The organism is Cobetia sp. PDI-12MA, assembly GCF_059507695.1.
In genome coordinates, this window is record NZ_CM183351.1 from 2,341,519 (window position 1) to 2,358,913 (window position 17,395).

A 17,395-nucleotide genomic window follows, 5' to 3' on the forward strand; every position below is an offset into this window, starting at 1 on the left:
CGATTTTTGTCACCGCTTTACCACATGCTGGATTTTTCTTGTTCCACACAATCATTCCTGGAGTATTCGTGAACAAATCACACTTTCGTAAAAATTCTCCGGAGATCATCGCTTTTGGCGAAGCCATGGCTATGCTGGTAGCCGATGAAACCGGTGCACTAGAGTGCGTAGATCACTTCCATCGCCGAGTGGCAGGGGCAGATACTAATGTCGCTATCGGTCTAGCACGACTGGGCTTTCATGTTGGTTGGTTGAGCCGCGTGGGTGACGACAGCTTTGGGCGCTATCTACGCAATACACTCGGCGACGAGGGGCTGGACTGCCAGTTCTTGCATACCGACCCCCTGCACTCCACCGGATTGGTGTTCAAGGCACGCGCCAATCATAGTGAGGATCCTGCGGTGGAGTACTACCGCCGCAACAGTGCTGCAAGCAAGCTATGCATTGAGGACGCGAAAGGCATCGACTTTTCGCAATTGCGTCATTTGCATGCCACAGGCATTCCACCCGCGCTATCTTCTGCCACTTGCGAGCTTTCAGAGTACATGATGGCAAAGGCACGTAATGCCGGAGCCAGTATCTCGTTCGACCCCAATCTGCGGCCTTCCCTATGGAAAAACGAAAACGTGATGCGAGAGACTCTCAATGCTCTGGCAGTAAAAGCTGATTGGGTATTACCGGGGCTATCTGAAGGGCGCCTTTTAACCGGCCATGAAAGACCAGAAGCCATCGCTGACTTCTATCTCGATCGCGGTGCGCGAGCTGTGATTATCAAACTCGGTCCACAAGGTAGCTACTATCGTGGGGTTCTCAATGGCCAGCTTGAGTCCTATACGGTCGAAGGCATTCCGGTGACACGCGTCCTAGATACCGTTGGTGCTGGTGATGGCTTTGCCGTAGGTCTTATCAGTGCTTTGCTGGAAGGCTTCACTCCATCTGAAGCACTGCATCGTGCCAATTTAATAGGAGCTCGTGCCGTCCAAGTGATTGGCGATATGGAAGGGTTGCCAAACAGTGATCAGCTGAAAGACCTCACCCAACATCTCATCTGACCTGCAAACACCAGGCAGCACAAAAATTTCAATTTTTTAACGACGCAGGAGTAACACCTTATGAGAAAAAATATCGTTGCCTTTCGCCGACTCAATGAGGAACAGCTTGCACAACTTCGACAGTATCACGATGTCGATTTCTTCGAGCATCATGAAGACGCGGATAGCCCGGCCTTTCATGCGGCGCTTGCCAAAGCACATGGCCTCATTACTGCTGGCCTTAAGGTCACACCACAGTTGATCAGCAACGCGCCGCATCTGGAAACCATCGCAAGCATCTCGGTCGGCTATGACAATTATCCGCTAGCCACGCTGAACGAACGAAATATTCTGCTGTGTAACACCCCAGATGTGTTGACAGAAACCACAGCAGATACTGGATTTCTATTAATCATGGCGACTGCACGTCGCGCAGTTGAACTGGCCGACTGGGTAAAAGACGGGCAGTGGAAGTCCAGCATTGGACCTGACCTCTTCGGGAGTGATGTTCATGGCAAGACACTAGGAATGGTGGGATTCGGCCGCATCGGGGCTGCCATCGCACGTAGGGGATCACTGGGCTTCGGCATGCAGATACGCTACACCATGGCATCGCCAAAACCCGAGCTGGAAAAGGAACTGGGGGCGCTCCGCTTACCCTTGGAAGACCTGTTGGCAACTTCTGACTTCGTCTGTGTGAGCGTGCCACTGAATAGAGATACCGAAAAGCTTATCGATTCAGCGGCCTTGGAGCTCATGAAGCCCAACGGCATTCTGATCAACATCTCGCGTGGTAAGGTCATCGACGAGCAGGCGCTAATTGAAGCGCTTAATACAGGGAAAATTGGCGCGGCAGGATTGGATGTGTTCGAGCAGGAACCACTGCCGGCCGAATCCCCTCTCCCGCATATGCCCAATGTGGTTGCTTTACCTCATATCGGCTCGGCCACCAAAGAGACGCGTGCCGCAATGGCTCAGCGTGCAGTCGACAACATGCTACTGGCACTGGCGGGTAATGACCCAATCAGCCCGGTGAACCCAGAAGTACTGACTAGAAGAGCCTTTGTCTAATTTATTTTCTTGCCCTAGACGAATAGCTGAGGACCTGCCGCGCAAGGCTCTAGACCAAAGAAGTGTCGATGCATTACGGAATAGGCGCTAGTTTGACAGTATGTTTTGGATCAATCCAAAAGAAACAGATTGCTCAGTGATACCCATCGCCTGACCAGCCCAAATTGCTACAGGAATCGTCCTTCTCATGAACGATACTCGACTCTCACGCGACAGCAGCAGCGTTACTCTACAAGACATTGCCGCCCATGCTGGTGTCTCACGCAGCACGGTATCGCTAGTACTGCGTGAGAGTCCACTGGTGGCGGAGCGAACACGTCGCAAGGTTCAGCAATCGATCAAGGCATTAGGCTATGTCTACAATCGCGGTGCCGCTGCCATGCGTGGAGGACGCACACAAACACTGGGCGTCGTGGTCTATGACATTGCCAATCCGTTCTTCGGTGCCATGGTGGCAGGTATTAATGCGGAACTTAGCCAGCAGGACTATGTGTCATTCCTGGCCAACAGCGAAGACTCAGTGCCTCGCCAACAACGTTTCCTTGAGCGCATGCGCGAGCATCGCGTCGATGGACTTCTCCTGTGCCCTGCCGCCGGCAGCTCACCGAACTTGATCGAAACGCTCGAAGACTGGGGTATGCCATGCGTTCAAATTCTGCGTTATCTCGGCACTCCACCGTTCGATTACGCAGGCACTGATTTCCGTCATGTCGTAAGACTGGGGATGGATCACCTGGTATCACTTGGTCATCAGCGCATCGCCTTCGTCGGGGGCGCTGAGCACGCCGTCAGTCAAGACCGCTTCAATGCCTATGATGAATGCCTCCAACGCCATGGTCTTGTCTATCGCCGCTTAATCCGAGGCGAAGGTGTTACTCGCAAGGATGGGTTCCTACTTATTCAAGAGCTGATGCAGGAAACCCCTCGGCCTACAGCAGTCATGTGCCATAACGACATGGTGGCTTTCGGGGTCATGCTGGGACTTAAGCGCATAGGGCTAACGCCGGGTAAAGACTGCGCAGTCATCGGCACCGATGATGTCGAAGAGGCAGCTTTGGGCGACCCGCCTCTGACGAGCGTAGCCACGCATCCTTATGCGATTGGTGAACAGGCGGCTCGATTGGCATTGCGCCGCATGGCTGCTCCCTCGGCCCCGCGTGAGCAGGTTGTACTACCCCCAAGCCTGGTGATTCGGGACTCGTGTGGTAAACCACCCTGGGAGAACGATACCCCAGAAACCCCACTGCTCACTACGATTGATAATAGCTTACGTAAGTTAAGTAATTAGGTGCATGATAGTCATAAGCTAAAGAGCGGGACTGATTGCATCAGACAATACCCTTCCACTGCGCCACCCTCCGACAACAACAACGCCATGCCATGGCAGGAGTTAATCATGACATTTAACTGGATCGATCCAAAAAAAATCTGTCGCCTACCTCGCATTCTCCTCACAGGCTCACTATTGACAGTTGTCCTTGGAGCTTCATCGACGACACAAGCCATGGACCTACGGTTTGGCCACGGGGGCACGGCTGAAACAGCTTATCAACTTGGTGCGGAGCGCTTCAGTGAGTTGCTGTCGGCCAAGACCAACGGTGAAATTAGCGTCACTATCCTCGGGAACTCGGTCATGGGGCATGAGACCGAAATGTTTGAGCAAGAAATGGCAGGTGCGCTCGACATGGCCATTGTCAGCCCAGGCCTTATTACAGACTTTTCTCATTCTGCCAACATCTTCTCGGTACCTTTCTTGTATCGAGATGTTGATCACTGGCAAAAGGTTTTGGATGGCCAAGCAGGTCAAGAAATCGCTGATCGCATCTCAAAGGAAACCGGTGTCAAGGTACTGGCCTACTTTGGTGGCGGCAAACGCGAAGTGGTCAGCACCAAACCAGTGAATAGCCTCGCAGACCTCAAGGGGTTGAAGATTCGCACCAATCCGACCGAGCCTTTGATCGCTGCCTGGCAGGCTATTGGAGTCAAGCCATCGGTCATGGCTTGGAAAGAAATTTATACCGGGCTGCAATTGGGTGCCATCGACGGCCTGCTTAACGAACCGGAATGGGTCTTGCGGATGCGCTTCAACGAAGTAGCTCCGCACCTTGTCATGACAGATCACGACATTACTGTGCGCCTTCTGACCATGTCAGAACAGACGTGGGAGCGCCTGAACGAAAACGAGCAACAAGCAGTTACGATGGCAGCACGTGAATCAGCCGCCTACGCCCGCAAGGTGCAGCTCAAACAAGATGCCGAGGCCCTCGAATTACTCGTCGATCAAGGAATGAAACTGCACAGGATTGATCGCGACAAGATGCAGGAGATGGTCAAGGAACCTCTCAAGAAGGTAGTCGCCGACATGAAGCTGGCCGACCTCTACAAGATGATCAAGGACGTCAACTAAGCGGGACTGACGATAAACGGCACCCCGTCAACCGGGGCGCCGTTCTCTTACTCCAATAGACGAGGACAGCGCTAATGTCGCTTATTCTCTCCGCGCTGACACGCCTGAACCGTGTGCTGGAAAGAGTCTTATATGCTATTCTTCTCGCATTGCTGTTCGGATTCATTGCACTCATCATCTATCAAATTATCAGTCGAAACCTGCCGCTACTCCCCCGCCTATTTTGGACAGAAGAGTTCAGTCGCTTCGCTTTCCAATGGATGATAATGCTTGGAACGGCGGTGGGTGTTTTGCATGCGGATCATTTCGTGTTGGAGGCTTTCCCAAGTGGAACTCGTGCTGATCAAATGACACGATGGGCACGTGATCTGGCTTGCCTGGTCACCGGCATCATCTTCGTATGGTTTGGAAAAGACTTCGCCATTTCTGGCCTAAGACGCAGCGCAACTGCTTCTGGAATCTCGATGATTTATGTCTACAGTGTTTTCACTGCTTGTGGCGGATTCATAATCCTGTTCAGTCTTGAACGCCTGCTATACGCTGCATTGCACGGGATGCCCGCCATGGAGAAAGTGCTTAACACTCCCAATGCCGTAGATGACATGGTGTGCAATGACATGTCCATAGATAACGTCGCCACAACCTCCACATCTTCTACTAATAATACACTAAAACAGGGAGGTCATGCCTGATGCTGTCCATGGATATGATTTTCATCTTGCCCTGGGCTTTGTTTGCACTACTAGGCATTCTTATCGTCTTTGGTGTACCCATTGCTATGGCATTGGTTCTTACCGCAACCAGCATTATTTTCCTAGATCCACGCCTGAACTTTTGGATCATGTTCCAACGAATGTACAACGGCATGGATTCCTTCGTTCTTTTAGCAGTCCCGCTGTTTCTGCTAGCAGGCAACTTGATGAATGCCGCCCAAATAACGGATCGACTAATCACTCTTTGTATGCGCTTGGTAGGTCACGTCAAAGGAGCACTGGCACACGTCAACGTTTTGGTCAGCATGCTTTTCGCCGGCGTCTCCGGCTCCTCTACTGCTGACAGCGCAGGTATCGGGACCGTTCTTATCCCTGCCATGAAACGTGAAGGTTACCCGGTCAACTTCTCGGTTGCCGTCACGGCGGCATCTTCCGTCATGGGCATCATCATTCCGCCCTCGATCAACATGATTATCTGGGGAGCGTTGACCAACACCTCGATTGCTGGACTATTCCTGGGCGGGATCATCCCGGGGTTGATGATCGGAATGGCTCAACTCGGTTTGAATATAGTATTCGTGCGCAAGTACGATGTGCCCGTGCGCAAGCGCGCTTCTGTAGCCGATCTAATGAGCTCAGGCAAGGATGGCCTTCTAGCCGCCGGGATCCCCATTGTCATCATCGGCGGCATCATCAGTGGTATCGTTACACCGACTGAAGCTGCAGTAATTGCAGTGCTCTATGCATTGGCACTAGGGTTTTTGGTCTACCGTGAACTTAGTCTTCACCAAGTGTTCGCTGCCTCAACCGATACCGTCAAACTCTGTTCTCTTTCGTTGTTCAGCTTGGTTGGTGCCTCTATCTTCGGCTACCTGATCAGTTTCTATCAGATTCCACCAAAATTGATGGAAGGCGTCAGCATTAGTAATCCCATCGTGCTACTACTGATAATGACAGCCGTAATGCTGATAATCGGTACCTTTATGGACTCGCTACCTGCCATGGCTATCATGGCCCCCATCTTCTATCCGTTGGCGATGGCGGCTGGAGTTAACCCGATACAATTCGGTGTGATTGGGGTGATGGCACTAGGGATGGGGCTTGTTACCCCCCCCTATGGCCTATGCCTCATGATTTCAGCCAAGATAGGCGGTATTCCACTATTGAAGGCGCTGGGGATGACCATGATTTATCTTGCTATGATGTTAGCTGTCATAGTGCTACTAATCTTCTTCCCGGACCTCATACTTGCCATGCCGCGACTGATAGCACCGGATTTTGTCTGAGGGCACACTTATCAAGCCCCCCCATGGCTTGGAAACTTGCCATTATCCGGACATTCCAAAAACTGTTTGAGGAATGTCCGGAGCTACCAATTTCTCGTCCTTGCACACTTCCCTGCCTGCCCCTAGCGGCGTATTCATGCCCGCCTCACTCCAACGTGCCGGGACGCACTAGCAGCACGAACACGCTCCAAAAGCGCGCCAACGTCGTGATCTGTCGAGCGATCCTCCTCACTTCAGGGTGAGCGCCACACCACATGTCATGGCATCGCCTTGAGGCCTGTCGCCCGTAACACGCCTAAGATGAACGGCTGATTATCATGTTTTGATTGAAAGTCTTTACGCCATCTGCCTCTATATCCCGCCGCCTGCCCGCTCCACGATTCACTGCGTCGATTGCCAGCGCATCGGCATTGTCACCCTTCTTCCCATGACCAGACAGGCAGCCACCATGAAACGTCCCTTCTCTCTTGCTCTTCTCGGCCTCTCGGTCGCCTTCGCCAGCATGACCGCCCACGCCGATGATCACTCCACGCTCACACCGTCCAGTGAAGTCGTCCAGCAGTCCGACATCGACTGGGGCTACCTGAACCCGCTGCGCGGTGACCAGAGCCCGGCGGCCGGCGACCTGTGGGGCGACCGCACCAAGGATGGCGCTTCGGGCTTTTTGGTGAAGTTCAACGAAGGCTTCTCCTCACCGCCCCACATCCACAACATCACCTACCGCGGCGTGGTCATCCAGGGCGAAGTCCACAACGATGACAAGAACGCCGATGAGCAGTGGCTGCCCGCAGGCTCGTTCTGGATCCAGCCGGCAGGGGAATCGCACATCACCGCGGCCAGAGACAAGGTCAACATGGCCTACATCGAGATCAATGAAGGGCCCTACCTGGTACAGCCGGAATCCGAGGCCTTCCACAACGATGAAGAGCCCCTGAATGTCGCCGAAAACAACATGGTGTGGCTGGATGCCAATGACATCCGCTGGATCAACCTGCCGGGCAGCGACGACGCCGAGCAAGGCCCGAAGACCGTCTTCCTGTGGGGCAACCCGGACGTCGGCCAGCTGAGCGGCCGCCTGGTGAAACTGCCGACCGACTTCTCCGGCGAGATCAAAAGCCACGCCGACGAATTCCGCGCCGTGGTCATCAAGGGCGGCCTGATCCACGAGACCGAAGGCAAGGACGACAGCCAGAGCCTGGCGACCGGCAGCTACTTCGGCTCTCAGGGCGAGATCACCCATGACATCACCACCAGCGCCGACGGCGAGACCCTGCTCTACGTGCGCACCAATGGTGATTTCGACATCGTCGAAGACTGAAACCTGAGGTCGTCTGAACTCTTGGCTCTGAGCTCTTGCCTCTGAGCTCTGAGCTCTGAGCTCTGAGCTCTGAGACCAGCAGCAGGCATCGCGACCTGCAGCAAACACGAACGGCCACCCCGGTCTCAAGACCACGGGTGGCCGTTCGTGTTTGCGTTTGTGTCTGGATTGCGTACTCGCCGTCAGGCCAGTCTCTGGGGCGCCAGCCGTGTGACCGCCATTTGGAGGCCACGGATTTCCGCCAGCCCCTTCATGCGCCCATACAGTGGATACCCCGGGGGGGCTCGCGCCTGGCATCATCCAGAATGTGGTGGCCGTGATCCGGGCGCATCGGCAAGGGCGCGCCACCAGACACCAGGCGACGGCGCTCCTCCGCGACCAGCACGCTGATGATGTCCACCATGTCCAGGTCGCCCTCGAGATGTTCAGCCTCATGGAAGGAGCGCTTGTCCTCGCTGTCACGCCCGGTGGCCCGCAGGTGGGCAAAGTGGATATGAGGAGAGGAGCGAAGCGCCGCGCCATGATGTTCAGGTCGATCTCCGGATTGGCCCCGTAGGAGCCGGTACAGAATGTCAGGCCATTGGCCGGATTGGGTACGACACCCAGCAGCCAATCGGCATCCACCATGCTCGAGACCACGCGCGGCAGGCCAAACATCGGCCGCGGCGGATCATTGGGATGGATGGCCAGTGGAATGCCGACCTCTTCGCCACCGGCACGATGGCCTTGAGGAAGGTGGCCAGATGCTGGCGCAGGCGCGCGGCGTCAATTCCGTCATAGGCTGCCAGTGAGGCGCGGAATTCCGCCAGGCTGTAGCCCTCTTCTGCACCAGGCAGTCCTGCAATGATGGTGCGGATCAACTTCTCGCGCCCGGCATCATCCAGCGTCTCGAGATGCTGCCGCGCGGCCTGTTGCTCTTCGCTGCTGTATTCACGCTCGGCACCAGGGCGCTCCAGCAGATAGAGATCAAAGGCCGCGAAGGCATCCTGATCAAAGCGCAGGGCGGTACCACCTTCCGGCAGCTGCCAGGCGAGATCCGTGCGCGTCCAGTCCAGTACCGGCATGAAGTTATAGCACACCGTGGTTATGCCGCACTCCGCCAGATGGCGCAGCGACTGCTGGTAATTGGCGATATGTCGCTCATGCCCCGCAGCGGCCTGCTTGACGCTCTCATGCACCGGAATGCTCTCGACCACCGACTAGCCTCGCCGTCCTCTTCCTGCTCTCTGGTTGTGCAGCCTTGTAGTCCACACCTCCCAGTTATGACAAGACACAGCTCACTTTTCTTTCACCGGGTTACCCCATCGAGCGGGTCAATCAACCCGAGGGCTTCAAGCTGGTAGGACAGGACAGCTCTGATTCTCGTGAAGGGTTCGCCAGTGCATCAACGGAGGGCAATGCACATGTCAGAAGAGAAGCTGTCGCCTGGAATACCGATGATGAAAATACTGCCCTGATGATGGTGATTGCAGGGTCACTCGGGAACTCAGCGCGTTATCTCGAATGGATAGACACGGATGGCTACCAGTTAGTGGGTAACCAGAGAGTGCAATACAAGTTTGCTCAGGGGCGATTCGAAGACATGGTAAGTGAGTCCAGTCTTATCCCACGACTGGCGCCAGATTGCGCACAACGCATTACGCTCTTTGCGCACAACCATAACAAGAAGGTGACGGGCATCTATATTGAAGGCGTGACCTGCTACGACCTTCCATTGATCAACGATTATCACCGTGAACAGCTTCGCCAGAAAGCTTTCCGCCTGTTCGAACTGTGATGACACCCACGATAATCGCTTGCAAGTTCTGAAACACAAAACGCCCCATCCACTACCGCAGCAGTGTTTGGGGCGTTTCAGGTGTCGCGGTATCAACCGCCGATTTACCCCCACATACCGACAGATCACTCCCACAGACCGGTGCGCGACGATCAGGCGGGTGCAGAGCAGGCGTTGCGGGTAGCTGGGGCATTGCAGACAGGCGCCGGGCGAATGGAGGCGGGGTCTGCCAGCGCGGCTACCACGGATCTGACCTGCTGATAGCCGGTGCGCATCAGGAAGGTCGGCGCTCTGCCGTAACTCTTGATGCCGAGGATGAACAAGCCTGGCTCGGCATGCAGCAGTTCGGCCGCGCCGTGTTCCGGCACCGACTCGCTGGGTGAAGAGATGAACATCAACGCCTCCACCGGCGACAAGTGGACCTAGGATCACCAATAGCACCTGGCGAACCACAACGTCACCCTGGGCTACACCCTGAACGCGGTGGAACGTCTGGAACGTGTGGCAGAAGGCGACGAAGAAAAGCCGGCCTACGTGACGCACGACATCCGCGCCCAGTGGGCCCCAGCCTCCTGTCAGGATCTGACCGTGACACTGGCGGTCAACAACGTGTTCGACAAGCGCTACAGCGACCACAGCAGCTACCTGCTCAGCAGCGGTGACAGCATGCTGGAGCCGGGCCGTGACGTCCGCCTGGGTGCCAGCTACAGCTTCTGACCCAGCCCCTGACCCAGTCCCTGACTTCACGATCAGCTCGCGATCAGCTGACGAAAAACTGCCCCACAGGTCTGGCCTGTGGGGCAGTTTTCATGGCGCGCATATCCGCCGGGGTAGAATGGAGTCCAGGTGTCAGGCCGGATAGAAAGGCCAGATGATGGGCAGCAATACGACGCTGACCAGATAGCCCACGACCACCAGAGGCAGGCCCGCCTTGACGTAATCATTGAAGCGATATCCCCCGATCCCCAACACCATGGTGTTGGCCGGCATGCCCAGCGGCGTTGCAAAGGCGCAGGAGCCGCCGATGCAGATCGCCATCAATACCGCACTGGGGTCAGCGCCCAATCCCACCGAGATCGCACCGCCGATAGGGGCCAACAGGGCTGTCGTGGCCGTATTGGACATGAACTGCGAGAGACCCGCGGATATCACGAACAGCACACTGAGCAACACGCGCGGTGATGGGGCTTCGCCCAGATAGGCGACCACGTGCTCCGCCATCATCGTGCCCAACCCCGTCTTCTGCATGGCGATGGCCATAGGCAGCATGCCTGCGAAGAGGAAGATGACGCGGGAGTCGATGGCATCCAGCGCACGCCGCTCCTTCATGACCCCCGTCAAGACCAGCAGCAGCGCCCCCGTGACACCGATGACATGCATGGGGAAACCGATCACGTCATCAAAGACCATCGCCAGGATGGTGAGCACCAGCACACCCAACGCCAGGTACTGCTTCCAAAGCGGGGCCATGGTCGGTTGCTCGTCATACATCTCGACCCCATCGCCGCCGGGACGATCCGGCAGGAGCTTGTAGCCGATGGTCAGGAAGTACAGCAGGCCGAAGATCATCATCGGAATGCCGATCATCGCAAAGGAGAAGAAACCGAAGGACTGAGCGCCATCGGTCATCTTGCTCAAGGTGCTGTCGACGATCAGGTTGCCCGGTGCCCCGATCAAGGACAGATTACCGCCCATTGCCGAAGCGAAGGCGAGCGGCATCAGAAGCTTGGAGCGGCGAATCCCGGAGCGACTGGCGATGCCGACCACCGCAGGAATCAAGACGGCAGCCGTGCCGGTATTGGACAGAAAGCCGGACAGAATCGCTGTCACCAGCATGATGGCCAGCAGCAGCTGTCGCTCTGTCTTGGCGAAATGCGTCACGATGCCACCGATACGATTGGCCATGCCGGTTTCGAACAAGGCACCGCCGACGACGAACATCGCGCAGAAGAGAATCACGTTCTTGTTGATGAACCCGGAAAAGGCTTCCTCTGGCGTGAGGATGTCGCCCAGCACGAGACTGATCAGTACCAGCATGGCAGTCAGGGCAAGCGGAATCTTTTCCGAGACGAACAGTACGATCTCGACCATGAGAATGGCCAGCGTCAGAAGTTGCGCGTCCATTTTATTATCCTTGTGGTTGGAACCTTCACGCGCAGGGGGCAGGCATGGCGTTCCTGCCCCCTGGATGCTGCAAGGACTGCGTCAGGCGATGGCGGCGCTCTGACGAGTCGCGCGAACCCGTTCACAGACGGCATCGGTGATCTCGCGCGTGGTGGCGCTGCCGCCCAGATCTGGCGCATGCAGACCCGAAGCGACCACTTCTTCAATGGCGGTCATGAGGCGCTTGGCCAGAGCCGTCTCACCCAGATGCTCCAGCATCATGACGGCCGTCCAGAAGGCGCCCACCGGATTGGCGATGCCCTTGCCGGTGATATCGAAGGCAGAGCCGTGGATAGGCTCGAACATGGAGGGGAAGGTGCCTTCCGGATTGAGGTTGGCGGTCGGGGCAATCCCCAGGCTGCCGCTCAGAGCCGCAGCGAGATCGGAAATGATATCGGCATGCAGGTTGGTCGCGACGATGACGTCCAGCATGTGGGGCTTGAGGACCATGCGTGTCGTGATGGCGTCGACCAGTTCACGCGTGATCGTGACGTCCGGGTAGTCCTTGGCGACTTCGAAGAAGATCTCGTCCCACAACACCATACCGTGGCGCTGGGCATTGGACTTGGTCACCAGCGTGAGATGCTTGCGCGGACGGGACTGCGCCATTTCAAAGGCGAAGCGGTGAATGCGCTCGATGCCCTTGCGAGTGAAGATCGAGACTTCAGTCCCCACCTCCTCCGGAAGCCCCTGGTGGACACGGCCGCCATTCCCGGAGTATTCCCCTTCACTGTTTTCGCGAATGATGACCCAGTCGATATCCTCCGCCTGCTGAAGACGGCTGGTGATCCCCGGGAAAACACGGGCGGGGCGCACATTGGCGTACTGATCGAACCCCTGACAGATCTTGAGGCGCAGGTCCCACAGCGAGATGTGATCCGGCACCTTTTCGCTGCCTACGGCGCCGAAATAGATGGCATCGAAGGTCTTGAGCTCCTCGATGCCGCCATCCGGAATGTACTGGCCAGTCTTGAGGTACCGCTCGGAGCTCCAGTCGAAGTCGACGAAGTCGAAGGTGACGTCGGTATTGTCTTCCGCCAGCACTTCCAGCACACGCTTGCCGGCTTCGATGACTTCAAGACCGATACCATCGCCCGGGATGACTGCAATACGGTGGCTATTCATGATGTAGGCTCTCTTGTCATTGGGGTGGGTGAATCAAGGCGTGATCACACACTAGCCAGCGAGCAACCGAGCCGACAATGCACTAGCATTCACAACACCTTTAACCAGGAAGTTGAAAATGCAATCGCTCACAGAACTCGATTTCTTCCTGACGCTCTGTCGGGAAGGCAGCATGTCCAACGCCGCCCGCGTGCTGGACATCAGTCCGGCAGCCGTCAGCAAGCGACTGGCAAACATTGAAAAAAGACTCAAGATTCAATTATTTAACCGCAGCACGCGCTCCATGAGCCTCACGCCCGAAGGCCAGATATATCAGCGCCATGCGGAACAGACCTTGAGCCAGGTGCTGGAGATGGAAGAGCAGCTTTCCCGCCATGAGGGGCAGGTAAGAGGAAGACTAAAGGTGAACGCCCCGCTGGGCTTCGGGCGCAAGTACATGGCGCCCATCATCTCGGACTTCGTTCAGGCGTATCCGCAGGTCGAGGTGACATTGCATCTTTCCGACATCCCGCACGCCATGGTCGATGGTGCCTTTGACGTCGCCATTCGATTCGGCGAGCTGCCCGATTCCAATCTACATGCGCGCAAGATCGCCTCACACCGCCGCATCGTCTGTGCCTCTCCGCATTACCTTGCCCGCCATGGGTGCCCGCAGCATCCCGATGAACTGGCCAACCACGAATGCATCACCCTGCATCAGAATCGGGACTCATGGAGCATCTGGAAATTTCAGGGAAGTGAGGAAACCTGTAGCGTCAAGGTGGGCGGCAGCCTGTCCACCAATGATGGGGAAAGCGCCCTCCGCTGGGCCCTGGATGGCCGCGGAATCGTGCTGCGAGCGGAATGGGATGTGGCGCCTTATGTCGAGGCAGGAGAGCTCAAGATACTGTTCGAGGAGTATCAATTGCCCAATGCCGACATCCATCTGGTCTATCAACATCATGCCGTGCTGCCGCTTCGGATCCGCCATTTCATTGAGCACACCCAGGATTATCTGGCCCGCCATCCCTTCAAGTGACACCGCAATCCCTTCAAATGACGCACGGCTTTCTGCAGGGCCTGGGCTTCATTGCGACAACGAAATGCCCTGATGCAGGCGTGCATCAGGGCATTGGGGAAAAGCAGCTCATTCACTTGCTCAGGGACCTCAAGGCGATCACAGAGGTGGCGTGATCACGCTCCTTCCGCCTCTGCATCCTGCTGCTTGGCCAGCTTGTGGCCATCTTCTGACTGACCGATCTTCCAGTAACTGGACACATAGAAATGTGACTTGGGAATCTCGTAGGCCTGCTTGAGATGAGCACGTAGCGCACGCATGCTGCCGAATTCACAGGCCGCCCAGACAGAGATCTGACCTTCCAGTCTCGGCAACGAGGCAACCTTCTCCAGCAGCGGCCGGCCTTCCGGGTCTGGATGCGGGTTGAACAGCCAGTGCAGCTCGATTCCCGGCGGGTGCTCCAGCGCCTGGATGTCAGCCGCATCCGGCACTTCAATAATGGCGTGTCCTCGGGCATCCGCTGGCAGCTCGGCCAGATTGACACTGATCGCCGGCAACGCCGTCATGTCACCCGCCAGCAGGAAGCTGTCGGCCGCCATGTTGATCAACTTCCTAGGCCCCGGGCCGCCAATGGTGATGCTGTCACCCGGCCTGGCACTGGCCGCCCAGACAGACGCCGAGCCTGCCTCTTCATGCAGCACGAAATCGACATCGATCTCGGTCGCGCGCTGATGACGAATGGTGTAGGTGCGCATCATCGGTCGCTCACCTTCCCCACGCGCGAAGACCAGCTTGATGTAGGCACTCTCCTGGCCTTCGGGAAGGGAGCCGATATTCTCGCCCCCCAGCGTCACGCGCAACATGTGTTCGGTGACACGCTGGGTACGAATCACCTCGAGGTCTCGCATCGCGGGCTTGGCCATCTCACGCACTCCTGCCGTCATTGCCATTGGTCACATCAGTGCTGAAATCCCCGCATGCGGAGACGTTGTCCATCATGCGAGTCGCCGTGCTCAGAAAGGCCGCGATCTCCTCATCACCGAGATCACCGGCCATGCGCTGCGCCGTTTCCTGTTCCAACACCTTGACTCGCTCCAGCATGTCACTTCCCGCCGCGGATACCTGCAGCAGCTGACTGCGCCGGTCCTGCGGGTTCTGGTGTCGTGACACCAGCCCGCGGGCCTCCAGCTCGTTCAGGACGCGAGTGACACGCCCCTTGTCCTGCCCGAGCAGCTGCCCGACCTTGTGGGCGGTGCATTCGGGAACCCGGACGATGCTCTTCAACATCCGGATGTGCAGGACAGGCAAGTCGATGCCGTGCTGCTGGATGCCATCGCGGAGCTGCTTGCGATAGACGTGCATCAGACGATGCAGCACTTCATGCAAAGCGGTCGTTGCCATGGTCTTCCATCAGTTGGTTGCTAAAGGGCAACTATATGGGCAGTTGGTTGACACTGTCAACAAATATCCAAAGAAGACGCATTCTCATTGGCTCGCCCAACTCAGTCCCGCCTGGCAACTCCGCCACCAGGACGCATTTCGCGCGCCATGAGAGGCGTGAATTCAACGACTTGTCCCATGGCCGCCACCCTCAGGAAACTGCTAATGTCGTGACTATCACTTCCGACACTCCACGAGGCATCAATGGCCGAACTCTGCCTGCTGTTTGACTCCGACGGGACTCTGGTAGACAGCGAAGTCCTGCTGGCAGAAGCGCTTGCCAGCACGTTACCCGGCTACGGCCTGCCCTTCACGGCCGCCCGGTATCTGGATCATTTCCGGGGCGTACGTTTTCGCAGCATCGTCGCGGAACTCGAGGCACATCATGGCGCGCTGGCCCCCGAGCGGCTGGATGAGATGGAGGCCCACATGCGTGCCACCCTCGAGGACCTGATGACGGCTCGCCTCACGGCCATGCCCGGCATGCCTCAGGCACTGGCGGAGCTCTCCGGCTACCCCTGCGGCGTGGTCACCAACGGGCCGGAACGCAAGGTACGCCTGGCGCTGGATACCACCGGGCTGGCGCGCTTCTTTGACGGCCATATCTTCAGTGCCTACACCCTGGGCGTCTGGAAACCGGACCCACGCCTCTATCGCCTCGCCGCCGAGCAGATGGGGTTCGCGCCGCAGCGCTGTGTGGTGATCGATGACGCCGCCGTCGGCGTGAAAGCCGGGCTGGATGCCGGGATGCATGTCATCCACTTCGCCCACCACGACGACGGCCATGAAACGCCGCATGGTGCATTGCGCATGCATCACGCGCGCGAGCTGCCGAGGCTGGTAGCGCAGATCTCACAACGGCTCGCTGCGCAGACTTGATAGCGAGTGAATTGATAGAGAGTGGGCTGACAAAAGCGTTGGCGGCTTCAGTCCTCAAGTGAGGTAGCGAAAGACGACACAGACAGGACTGGGCGTCTCCAGTTGATGCACCTGCGTGAATTGAGAGACGCCCTGCTCCACGCCGGGTATCCCGCTGACCAGACAATCACTGTCTTCGTTGGCGATATGCAGATGACCATTGAGCGGATCCATACCGAGGTAACGCGGCGTCTTGCCTCCACTTGTCACACTTCCGCGCCACTGCAAGCGCCCCTCATCTTCCAGCAGCACATCATAGATACCGATGCTGTCATCGCCTCGATTGCTGACAAAGACATGTCGGCCAGTGACATCGACGATGACCGCTGCGGCACGATTGTCTCCACACCACGTCTCCTCGACACTGGAAAGCCGCTGGCAGGCCACCATCTCAAGTTCCTTGGCATCGCTTTCGGTGAAATGAAAACGCGTCAGGGTAGCGTCAAGCTCATTGATGACATAGGCCTGATCCAGCCACGGATGAAAGGCGATATGCCGAGGGCCAGCTCCTTCACGCAGGGCAACCCGCTTCATGGCTTCCTCATCGAGACGACCACGCTCTGCATCAAATGGAATCATAAACAGGCAGTCCAGTCCCTTGTCAGGCACCACGACATGACGCCCCTGACAGGTGAAAGGATTGGCATGAGGCTTGGATAACATCTGCTCGACCCGATGCGGGCCTGGAGTTCCCTGAAGCTCCACTAGTTGAACACGCTCCCCCAGCGAGCCATCCTCTTCCAGCGCCATGACGGCCAGTGAACTGGAGAGATGATTCGACACCACGATATAGCGTTGCGTCGGATCAATCGCCAGATGAACGGGATTTGCCCCACCGGTACTCCTTTGATTCAAGAGTGACAGCGTGCCGTCTTCCGCCGAGATGGCAAAGGCGCTGATGTCACTAAGGTCTCCGTGAATGCAATAGAGACGATCTCCCACTTCATTGATAGCCAGATAGGAGGGGTTAGTCAGATCGGTGAACGTCTGGACATGCGACCACTCCCGCCCCTCGCCACTGACGCGATAGACTTCGATTCCCCGGCCCCGTGCAGCGCGTCGTCGGGTAGTGCGACAACCGATATAGGCATACATCACGACTTGCTCCTTCTGCATGAATCCAGCAGTGATGAAAGCCGGGCATTTCTC

General features: G+C 56.9%; 18 protein-coding genes and 1 pseudogene. 11 read left to right on the forward strand and 8 right to left on the reverse strand.

Going from position 1 to position 17,395, the window contains the following annotated elements:
* The first annotated feature begins 68 nt into the window (after nucleotides 1-68).
* The 7 genes from AC5WNI_RS10070 to AC5WNI_RS10100 all read left to right on the forward strand — a co-directional run bounded on the left by AC5WNI_RS10070 (nucleotide 69) and on the right by AC5WNI_RS10100 (nucleotide 7,826).
* Entirely contained in the window at nucleotides 69-1,052 is a 984-nt protein-coding gene (locus tag AC5WNI_RS10070) for a sugar kinase (protein ID WP_495928368.1), read from the forward strand.
* A gap of 60 nt (nucleotides 1,053-1,112) precedes the next feature.
* Nucleotides 1,113-2,102: a 2-hydroxyacid dehydrogenase gene (locus AC5WNI_RS10075; protein ID WP_495928369.1), complete on the forward strand. Its 990-nt coding sequence runs from the start codon at nucleotides 1,113-1,115 to the stop codon at nucleotides 2,100-2,102.
* 187 nt (nucleotides 2,103-2,289) lie between these two features.
* Nucleotides 2,290-3,390 carry a LacI family DNA-binding transcriptional regulator gene (locus AC5WNI_RS10080; RefSeq protein ID WP_495928370.1) on the forward strand — a complete coding sequence of 367 codons (1,101 nt, stop codon included), beginning with the start codon at nucleotides 2,290-2,292 and terminating at the stop codon, nucleotides 3,388-3,390.
* Nucleotides 3,391-3,498: 108 nt separating this feature from the next.
* Entirely contained in the window at nucleotides 3,499-4,509 is a 1,011-nt protein-coding gene (locus AC5WNI_RS10085) for a TRAP transporter substrate-binding protein (RefSeq protein ID WP_495928371.1), read from the forward strand.
* 74 nt (nucleotides 4,510-4,583) lie between these two features.
* Complete coding sequence (locus AC5WNI_RS10090) at nucleotides 4,584-5,201, forward strand: TRAP transporter small permease (protein WP_495928372.1); 618 nt, start codon at nucleotides 4,584-4,586, stop codon at nucleotides 5,199-5,201.
* A complete protein-coding gene (locus tag AC5WNI_RS10095; protein WP_495928373.1) occupies nucleotides 5,201-6,508 on the forward strand; it encodes a TRAP transporter large permease in 1,308 nt (435 codons plus the stop codon). Before AC5WNI_RS10090 ends, AC5WNI_RS10095 begins: the two co-directional genes overlap by 1 nt.
* A 448-nt stretch (nucleotides 6,509-6,956) precedes the next feature.
* Entirely contained in the window at nucleotides 6,957-7,826 is an 870-nt protein-coding gene (locus AC5WNI_RS10100; RefSeq protein ID WP_495928374.1) for a DUF4437 domain-containing protein, read from the forward strand.
* Between the two features lie 250 nt (nucleotides 7,827-8,076).
* Here the strand turns inward: AC5WNI_RS10100 and AC5WNI_RS10105 are convergent, their stop codons facing one another.
* Together AC5WNI_RS10105 and uxuA are read right to left on the reverse strand one after the other, a co-directional pair.
* Nucleotides 8,077-8,439 (reverse strand): mannonate dehydratase, encoded by a 363-nt coding sequence (locus tag AC5WNI_RS10105; protein WP_495928375.1) that lies wholly within the window; start codon nucleotides 8,437-8,439, stop codon nucleotides 8,077-8,079.
* Nucleotides 8,388-9,022 (reverse strand): annotated as a pseudogene (gene uxuA, locus AC5WNI_RS10110) (mannonate dehydratase); the annotation flags it as partial. The pseudogene uxuA and the gene AC5WNI_RS10105, both read right to left, overlap by 52 nt.
* Before the next feature lie 260 nt (nucleotides 9,023-9,282).
* Between uxuA and AC5WNI_RS10115 the strand changes: the two are divergent.
* Nucleotides 9,283-9,603 carry a hypothetical protein gene (locus AC5WNI_RS10115; protein WP_495928376.1) on the forward strand — a complete coding sequence of 107 codons (321 nt, stop codon included), beginning with the start codon at nucleotides 9,283-9,285 and terminating at the stop codon, nucleotides 9,601-9,603.
* Nucleotides 9,604-9,755: 152 nt separating this feature from the next.
* On the opposite strand, the gene AC5WNI_RS10120 is transcribed toward AC5WNI_RS10115, so the two are convergent.
* Nucleotides 9,756-9,998, reverse strand: coding sequence for a hypothetical protein (locus tag AC5WNI_RS10120; RefSeq protein ID WP_474373670.1), 243 nt, complete (start codon nucleotides 9,996-9,998; stop codon nucleotides 9,756-9,758).
* Nucleotides 9,999-10,086: 88 nt separating this feature from the next.
* On the opposite strand from AC5WNI_RS10120, the gene AC5WNI_RS10125 reads away from it, so the two are divergent.
* Entirely contained in the window at nucleotides 10,087-10,320 is a 234-nt protein-coding gene (locus AC5WNI_RS10125) for a hypothetical protein (protein ID WP_495928377.1), read from the forward strand.
* A gap of 132 nt (nucleotides 10,321-10,452) precedes the next feature.
* On the opposite strand, the gene AC5WNI_RS10130 is transcribed toward AC5WNI_RS10125, so the two are convergent.
* Nucleotides 10,453-11,727 (reverse strand): SLC13 family permease, encoded by a 1,275-nt coding sequence (locus AC5WNI_RS10130; RefSeq protein WP_495928378.1) that lies wholly within the window; start codon nucleotides 11,725-11,727, stop codon nucleotides 10,453-10,455.
* Nucleotides 11,728-11,808: 81 nt separating this feature from the next.
* Nucleotides 11,809-12,891 (reverse strand): tartrate dehydrogenase, encoded by a 1,083-nt coding sequence (locus AC5WNI_RS10135; protein ID WP_192839318.1) that lies wholly within the window; start codon nucleotides 12,889-12,891, stop codon nucleotides 11,809-11,811.
* 118 nt (nucleotides 12,892-13,009) lie between these two features.
* Here AC5WNI_RS10135 and AC5WNI_RS10140 point away from each other — a divergent pair, with 118 nt between their 5' ends.
* Nucleotides 13,010-13,909, forward strand: a complete 900-nt coding sequence (locus AC5WNI_RS10140) for a LysR substrate-binding domain-containing protein (protein ID WP_495929189.1) — start codon at nucleotides 13,010-13,012, stop codon at nucleotides 13,907-13,909.
* Between the two features lie 155 nt (nucleotides 13,910-14,064).
* Here AC5WNI_RS10140 and AC5WNI_RS10145 read toward each other — a convergent pair whose 3' ends face one another.
* Both AC5WNI_RS10145 and AC5WNI_RS10150 read right to left on the reverse strand, forming a co-directional pair.
* Entirely contained in the window at nucleotides 14,065-14,811 is a 747-nt protein-coding gene (locus tag AC5WNI_RS10145; RefSeq protein ID WP_495928379.1) for a siderophore-interacting protein, read from the reverse strand.
* A gap of 1 nt (nucleotide 14,812) precedes the next feature.
* Nucleotides 14,813-15,289 (reverse strand): MarR family winged helix-turn-helix transcriptional regulator, encoded by a 477-nt coding sequence (locus AC5WNI_RS10150; protein WP_495928380.1) that lies wholly within the window; start codon nucleotides 15,287-15,289, stop codon nucleotides 14,813-14,815.
* Nucleotides 15,290-15,532: 243 nt separating this feature from the next.
* Here AC5WNI_RS10150 and AC5WNI_RS10155 point away from each other — a divergent pair, with 243 nt between their 5' ends.
* Nucleotides 15,533-16,207: an HAD family hydrolase gene (locus AC5WNI_RS10155; RefSeq protein WP_495928381.1), complete on the forward strand. Its 675-nt coding sequence runs from the start codon at nucleotides 15,533-15,535 to the stop codon at nucleotides 16,205-16,207.
* Nucleotides 16,208-16,261: 54 nt separating this feature from the next.
* Here the strand turns inward: AC5WNI_RS10155 and AC5WNI_RS10160 are convergent, their stop codons facing one another.
* Nucleotides 16,262-17,341 carry a lactonase family protein gene (locus AC5WNI_RS10160; RefSeq protein WP_495929191.1) on the reverse strand — a complete coding sequence of 360 codons (1,080 nt, stop codon included), beginning with the start codon at nucleotides 17,339-17,341 and terminating at the stop codon, nucleotides 16,262-16,264.
* Nucleotides 17,342-17,395 lie beyond the last annotated feature (54 nt).

What these genes read in the sequence shown, in the direction of transcription:
- AC5WNI_RS10155 (WP_495928381.1), top strand. Translation starts at nt 15,533, where the DNA reads ATGGCCGAACTCTGCCTGCTGTTTGACTCCGACGGGACTCTGGTAGAC.
- AC5WNI_RS10075 (WP_495928369.1), top strand. Translation starts at nt 1,113, where the DNA reads ATGAGAAAAAATATCGTTGCCTTTCGCCGACTCAATGAGGAACAGCTT.
- AC5WNI_RS10085 (WP_495928371.1), top strand. Translation starts at nt 3,499, where the DNA reads ATGACATTTAACTGGATCGATCCAAAAAAAATCTGTCGCCTACCTCGC.
- AC5WNI_RS10090 (WP_495928372.1), top strand. Translation starts at nt 4,584, where the DNA reads ATGTCGCTTATTCTCTCCGCGCTGACACGCCTGAACCGTGTGCTGGAA.
- AC5WNI_RS10130 (WP_495928378.1), bottom strand. Translation starts at nt 11,727, where the DNA reads ATGGACGCGCAACTTCTGACGCTGGCCATTCTCATGGTCGAGATCGTA.
- AC5WNI_RS10115 (WP_495928376.1), top strand. Translation starts at nt 9,283, where the DNA reads ATGATGGTGATTGCAGGGTCACTCGGGAACTCAGCGCGTTATCTCGAA.
- AC5WNI_RS10150 (WP_495928380.1), bottom strand. Translation starts at nt 15,289, where the DNA reads ATGGCAACGACCGCTTTGCATGAAGTGCTGCATCGTCTGATGCACGTC.
- AC5WNI_RS10080 (WP_495928370.1), top strand. Translation starts at nt 2,290, where the DNA reads ATGAACGATACTCGACTCTCACGCGACAGCAGCAGCGTTACTCTACAA.
- AC5WNI_RS10140 (WP_495929189.1), top strand. Translation starts at nt 13,010, where the DNA reads ATGCAATCGCTCACAGAACTCGATTTCTTCCTGACGCTCTGTCGGGAA.
- AC5WNI_RS10100 (WP_495928374.1), top strand. Translation starts at nt 6,957, where the DNA reads ATGAAACGTCCCTTCTCTCTTGCTCTTCTCGGCCTCTCGGTCGCCTTC.
- AC5WNI_RS10145 (WP_495928379.1), bottom strand. Translation starts at nt 14,811, where the DNA reads ATGGCCAAGCCCGCGATGCGAGACCTCGAGGTGATTCGTACCCAGCGT.
- AC5WNI_RS10160 (WP_495929191.1), bottom strand. Translation starts at nt 17,341, where the DNA reads ATGTATGCCTATATCGGTTGTCGCACTACCCGACGACGCGCTGCACGG.
- AC5WNI_RS10135 (WP_192839318.1), bottom strand. Translation starts at nt 12,891, where the DNA reads ATGAATAGCCACCGTATTGCAGTCATCCCGGGCGATGGTATCGGTCTT.
- AC5WNI_RS10120 (WP_474373670.1), bottom strand. Translation starts at nt 9,998, where the DNA reads ATGTTCATCTCTTCACCCAGCGAGTCGGTGCCGGAACACGGCGCGGCC.
- AC5WNI_RS10095 (WP_495928373.1), top strand. Translation starts at nt 5,201, where the DNA reads ATGCTGTCCATGGATATGATTTTCATCTTGCCCTGGGCTTTGTTTGCA.